The organism is Clostridium sp. (assembly GCF_051656525.1).
Classification (GTDB): Bacteria; Bacillota; Clostridia; order Clostridiales; family Clostridiaceae; genus Clostridium.
On record NZ_JBOGCC010000266.1, the window covers coordinates 1 to 6780 of the forward strand.

The 6780-nt window shown below is 26.8% G+C and carries 4 protein-coding genes; 3 read left to right on the forward strand and 1 reads right to left on the reverse strand.

The genetic code is table 11. The features are described from left to right. Positions 1–171: 171 nt before the first annotated feature. The 3 genes from ACRDDY_RS13065 to ACRDDY_RS13075 are packed head-to-tail and all read left to right on the forward strand — an operon-like array spanning position 172 to position 5420. Positions 172–1524, forward strand: coding sequence for an MATE family efflux transporter (locus tag ACRDDY_RS13065; protein ID WP_438565378.1), 1353 nt, complete (start codon positions 172–174; stop codon positions 1522–1524). Positions 1525–1576: 52 nt separating this feature from the next. After that, positions 1577–3550, forward strand: coding sequence for a type I pullulanase (gene pulA, locus ACRDDY_RS13070; RefSeq protein ID WP_438565379.1), 1974 nt, complete (start codon positions 1577–1579; stop codon positions 3548–3550). Positions 3551–3572: 22 nt separating this feature from the next. Next, a complete protein-coding gene (locus ACRDDY_RS13075) occupies positions 3573–5420 on the forward strand; it encodes a glycoside hydrolase family 13 protein (RefSeq protein WP_438565380.1) in 1848 nt (615 codons plus the stop codon). Between the two features lie 48 nt (positions 5421–5468). Here ACRDDY_RS13075 and ACRDDY_RS13080 read toward each other — a convergent pair whose 3' ends face one another. Further along, complete coding sequence (locus ACRDDY_RS13080) at positions 5469–6701, reverse strand: helix-turn-helix domain-containing protein (protein WP_438565381.1); 1233 nt, start codon at positions 6699–6701, stop codon at positions 5469–5471. Positions 6702–6780: the final 79 nt, after the last annotated feature.

Consider the following 6780-nt stretch of genomic DNA (forward strand, 5'->3'; position numbering starts at 1 on the left):
GGTAGATATTCGTTTAATAAAAAAGTATCTGTCATAAAAAGTCTCCTCTAAAATTAAATCTTATAGATATTATATAAAAAATATACAAAAAATACAAATAATATAAAAACATATAAAATTTGTAATGATATAATCAAAAATAAATTAAAGAGTAAAAGGGTTGAGGAAAGTGTGAGTTTAGAATTAAAGAAAAAATTAAAGAAGATAACGTGGCCTATTTTAGTAGAAATGATTTTAATGTCCTTATTAGGTAGTATTGATGTTTTTATGCTTGGTAAGTATTCAGATAATGCTGTGGCTGTTGTTGGAATAATTAATCAAATAGTTTGGATGATCAATTTAGCTTTTTGTATTACAACAGCAGGAACTTCAATACTTTTAACACAGTATTTAGGGTTTAAAAAGTCTGAAGAGGATGTAATTCAAATTTGTGGAATATCTATTGGTTTAAATTTTTTATTAGGTTTAATTCTTAGTATTTGTTTAGTCAGTGGAAGTACAGGTTTGTTTCGTTTATTAAATACACCATTAGAATTAATTACTCTTGGAAATGGGTATATGCAAATAATAGTTGGTTTTTCTTTTGTTATAGCTATAATGATGACATTTACTGCTATTTTAAGAGCACATGAGTTAACTAAAATTTGCATGAAAATAACTTTATTAATGAATGGAATAAATATTATAGGAAATTATCTTCTTATATTTGGAAAGTTTGGGTTTCCAGAGCTTGGTGTAACTGGTGCAGCAATAGCTACAACTTTTAGTAGAATAGTGGCATTAATAATACTAGGGTATAAGGTTTATAAGTTAGTTCTTCATAAAATAACTAGAGAAATAATAAAGAATTTTTCAAAAGAACATTTTAAAAATATTGTGAAAATTGGAATTCCAACTGTAAGTGAGCAATTTTCTTATAATATAACTCAATTAATAATAACTAGTTTTATTAATACTATGGCTATAAGTAGTATTGCAACTAAAGGATATATAAATAATATAGTTTTTCTATCCTTTATGTTTTCAGCTGCTGTAGGACAAGGAGCTAGTATAGTAATTGGCCAACTTATAGGAGAGGGAAAGGAAGAAAAAGCTTATGAAGTTTATAAATATAGTATAAAAATATCAATGATTATAACTGTTATTTCTAGTCTTGTTCTTGTAGTTTTAGGAAAAGCTATATTAGGATTTTTCACAAGTAATGAAGAGATATTAAGTCTTGGAATAATTTTACTTGCAGTTGATGTTTTATTAGAACCAGGACGTGCAATGAATTTAGTTGGAATAAATGGAATAAGAGCAACTGGAGATGTTAAATATCCTGTATATATAGCTATATTTTCAATGTGGATTTTTGCAGTAGGACTTGCGTATGTTTTAGGTGTGTATTTAAAGCTTGGTCTTGTGGGAGTGTGGATTGCTTTTGCAGTAGATGAATGGGTTAGAGGAATTCTGATTTATAAAAGATGGAAATCAGGAAAGTGGAAGAGTAAAGCTTTTGTAAGATGTTTACAAGAAGCTTAAAAGAAAAATAGAAAACTTTAAATAAAAGATTGGTTAAAAGGGAGAGAGAGAAATGGAGATAAAAAATATGTATTTAGATAAGAAAAGAGTGAGTGAGATATTTAATTCTGAGGAGTTTAAAGAAAAGTATACTTCAAATTTAGAACTTGGAGCTATATATAATAAGGAGAAAACTATATTTAGGTTATGGAGTCCAGTGGCTAAAAATATAACTTTAGAATTATATTCAAAAATAAAAAATGAATTTTTAAAGATAGAAGATGCAGAAATGGTAGAACAGGAAAATGGAGTATGGGTAGCAGAAAAGTGGGGGGATTTAGATAAGATTTATTATAGATTTAAAGTAGAGGTAGTAGATAAAATAAATTATACAATAGATCCATATTCTAAAGCAGTAACTGCTAATGGAAAGTATAGTATGGTTATTGATTTAAAAAAGACTAATCCAGAAAATTGGAGTAATGATAAAAAGCCTAGTTTAGAAAAAATAACAGATTCTATTATATATGAAATGCATGTAAGAGATTTTTCTATAGATAAGGATTCAGGAATAAAAAATAAAGGAAAGTTTTTAGGTGTAATAGAAAAGGATACGAAAACAAAAAATGGTATAAAAACAGGATTAAGTCATCTAAAAGAACTTGGGGTTACTCATATTCATTTACTTCCAGTATTTGATTATAAATCAGTAGATGAAGAAAACTTAGATAAAGAACAATATAACTGGGGATATGACCCAGAAAATTATAATTGTCCTGAGGGCTCTTATTCTACTAATCCTTTTGATGGTGAAGTAAGAGTAAAAGAGTTCAAGGAAATGATTTATGGTCTTCATAAGGAAGGCTTTAGAGTAGTAATGGATGTAGTTTATAACCATACTTATCAAGGGGAAGATTCTTTATTTAATAAAATTGTTCCAGGGTATTATTATAGACAAGATGAAAATGGTGATTTTTCAAATGGATCAGCTTGTGGAAATGAAACTGCCTCTGATAGAAGTATGTTTAGAAAATTTATGATAGATTCCTTAGTTTATTTAGCAAAAGAATATCATGTAGATGGATTTAGGTTTGATCTTATGGGAGTTCATGATATAGAGACAATGAAACTTATAAGAAGAGAATTAGATAAGATAGATAAATCTATAATTATATATGGTGAAGGATGGACAGGAGGAGAGACTCCATTAAAAGAAGAAGAGAGTGCATTAAAAAAGAATACTATTAAGTATGAAAAGCTTCAAATTGCAGCATTTAGTGATGATATTAGAGATGCTGTAAAAGGAGATGTTTTTGAGGAAGAAAAGTGTGGATTTGTAAATGGTGGTGAAGGATTTGAAGAGACAATAAAATGTGGAATTGTAGGAGCTACAAATCATCAAGGAGTAAATTATGAGGAGGTACTTTATTCAGAAGAGTTTTGGGCAAATGAACCATATCAAACTATAACATATGCTTCAGCACATGATAATTATACTTTATGGGATAAATTAAAAATTTCAGCTAAAGATTATACAAAGGAAGAAAAGATAAGCATGAATAAGCTTATAGCAACAATAGTTTTAACATCGCAAGGAATTCCATTTATTCATGCAGGAGAAGAATTTTTAAGAACTAAGTGTGATGAAGAGGGAAATTTTGTAGAAAATAGCTATAAATCTAGTGATAGAGTAAATAAATTAGATTGGAATAGAAAAGAAAAGTACAAAGAGGTATTTGGATATTATAAAGATTTAATAAAACTTAGAAAGAAAAATAAAGTATTTAGAATGAGTTCAGCAAAAGAAATAAATGAAAAAATAAAGTTTTTAGAATTAGAAGAAAAAGGAATAGTAGCTTATATTATTCAAAATGAAAATGAAAAAACTTTAGTAGTATTTAATGGAAATAAAGAAGGTAGAAAAATAGAAATACAAAAAGGAAAATGGAAGTATATAATTAAAAATTTAGAATTTAAAAATGAAAGTTTAGAGGGAAATATATTATCCTTAAAGGGTATATCAGCAAATATTTTAAGACTTAATTAAAAAGGAAAGGGGCTTGATAAATTTGAAAACTATTCAAAAAAGTTTAAATGAAACTATAACAAAAGAAGCTTTATATCATTTACCTAAAAGTAATTATTCTTATGGATATAATAAAGAAACATTGCATCTAAGGTTGAGAACTAAGAGAAATGATGTAGCTAAGGCTACTTTAAGAATAGGTGATCCGTATGTATGGGAGACTGGTGGCTGTGATGGTGGGAATTTAAATGCATCAGGAAATAAGTGGCATGCTTCTAATATAGAAATGAAAAAGGAAGTAGAAACAGAGTATTTTGATTATTGGATAGTAGAGTTTAAGCCACCTAAGAAGAGAGCTAGATATGCATTTATTTTAGAAGGTAAAAATGAAAAAATTCTTTTTTCAGAAAATGGAGTATTTGAATTAAAGGATAAAGATAATGAAGATGAGTTAAGTAAAATTAGTAACTTTTATTGTTTTCCATATTTAAATGAAATTGATGTGCCTAAGATTCCTAAGTGGGTAAGTAAAACTATATGGTATCAAATATTTCCAGATAGATTTAATAAAAGTGGTGAAAGTATAAGTTCAGATTCTATTATGCCTTGGGGAACTGAACCTACTTCAGAAAATTTTATGGGGGGAAACTTAAGGGGGATAATAGAAAAGTTAGATTATCTTTGTGATTTAGGAATAAATGGACTATATTTTTGTCCTATATTTAAAGCAACTACAAATCATAGATATGATACTATTGATTATATGGAAATTGATGAGATACTTGGCACAAAGGAAGATTTTAAGGAACTTGTAGAAGAGGCACATAAAAGAGGGATAAAAATTATGCTAGATGCTGTTTTTAATCATGTAGGATATTATTCTAATGAATGGCAAGATGTAATTAAAAATGGAGAAAAATCAAAATATAAAGATTGGTTTTATATAGAAAAATTCCCTGTAGTAGAGGAAAGTTTAGAAAAGTTAGATGGAAAAAATTTAAGGTATGAAACCTTTGGAAATGTTCCATTAATGCCGAAACTAAATACAGAAAATGAGGAAGTTATAAATCACCTTATAAATGTATCTAAATATTGGATAGAAGAAATGAAAATAGATGGTTGGAGACTAGATGTCAGTAATGAAGTGGACCATGTATTTTGGAGAAGATTTAGAAGGGAAGCTTTAAAAAGTAATAGTGAAATCTTTATACTTGGGGAAGTTTGGCATAATGCACTTCCATGGTTAATGGGAGATCAATTTGATTCTGTTATGAACTATCCTTTAAATGAAGGTATAAAAAAATATTTCATCTTTAATGAAATAGATGCAGAAAAGTTTAAGTATGTTATAAATGAAATATCAGTAAATTATCCAAAACAAATAATGGAGAATATGTTTAATTTACTAGATAGTCATGATACTCCAAGACTTTTAACTTTTGCAAAGGGAAATAAAAATAAGATGAAATTAGCCTTAACTTTCTTATTTACACACTTAGGAACACCATGTATATATTATGGAACAGAGGTTGGAATGGAAGGAAATCAGGGGATGGGACAAGAGTTTCATAGAAGATGTATGGTATGGAAAGAAGAGAAAAGGGATAATGAAATGTTTAGTTTTGTTAAAAAACTTATACATTTAAGAAAAGAGTATAGTGATTTAAATAAAGGAGAAATGGAATGGATTCATGCTAAAAAGGGTGATGAAGTTTTAGTTTATAAAAAAGGTGAAATTACTATTCTTTTAAATAATTCAGAAGATAATAAAAAATATATTCTTCCAAGTTATTTAAAAAATAAAAGGGTACAGGATTTATTAAGTAATGAGTCTGAAAAATTAGGTATAGAAGTAGAACTTAAAGGATATGGAATAAAAATTTTACATTAAAAAAATCACTAATAGGTAATTATTCCTATTAGTGATTTTTATTATAAGTTAAAGCAAATTAAGAGCATCTTTATAACGTCTATTTTGTATATAATAATCTTTTAAAAGGCTTGTCATCACTTTTTTTAGCTCAATAAATTTTGTAGTTTTATCTGTAAGAGATAAAAGTAATTTTTCGCATTTATTTGTTTTTAAATAATTTTCATCATCTATAAATAAGGTGAAGAAATCAGTAAATAAATCTATAAGAGAAGAACTCATCTGTTCAAGTGTCTGAGGATTTTTTATAGTTTTTAAAGTATTTTGAAGATTTATTTTATCATTTGTTTCAAAGTAAATTAACCCTTTAAGAATAGAATCAGGAATAAGAAGTCTATGGTCTGCAATGCCTGTATTTAAATCTAAGTATTCAAGAGCTTTATTATAATTTTTAAGTTTATAATAAGACCATGAAAGAAGGGTATGAATATGTTCTATAAAGTGCTTGTTGTTAAGGGTAGTAGAAATTCTAAGGGATTTTTCTAAGTAGTTTATTGCATCTATATAATTATCTAAAAGAAAATGAACTTCAGCTATTTTTTCATAAGAATTCATAATGCTTATAATATTACCATCTTGAAGATAAATTTCTAAGGCACGTTTTATACTATCATAGGCTTTTATTGCATTATTTTCTAACATATAAGCATAAGAAAGCCAGTAATAGCAATGACCTGTTTTACGATAGTTTAAAGATTTTTTTATATACTCTTTTCCTGGCTTTGGGTCTATAGATAAACTTAAAACGTCTACTCCCATATAAAAGTTATATAAAGATTTTTGTTTTTCAGAAAGTAAATCAGAAGATGATAGTAAAAATAAACTTGAAGATTCAAATTTTTTACGAGAAGGAGTAGAGCAATATCTTGCAAGCTTTGCAAGAAAGTATTCAACAATTAAAGGAGAAGCAATAAATTCATTTTCATTTTTTTCAAGTTCTGAAAAAAGAGAAGTAGTTAAATCAAATTCATTAAAGGAAAGTTTGTCAAAAAATAATGAAAGAGTTTTTGAGCCAGTTTCTAAAAATTCAGATGAATCATTATATTCAATTCCTAATTTTTCAAAAATTATAGAAATAACATCATCACTAGGCAGAAATTCACCATTTTCTATACGACTTAAATAAGAGGGAACACAAATGCCTTTAGCTAAGGTTTTTTGGCTTATATTTTGTTTTAGTCTTTCTAATTTTATTATAGAACCTATAATTTTTTGATTATCTTTATGTAAAATAGTATTCATGAAAATAACTCCTTAAAATCTAAATAATGTAATTAATAAAATAATAACAATAAAATACAAATATTACAATAAATTAAGA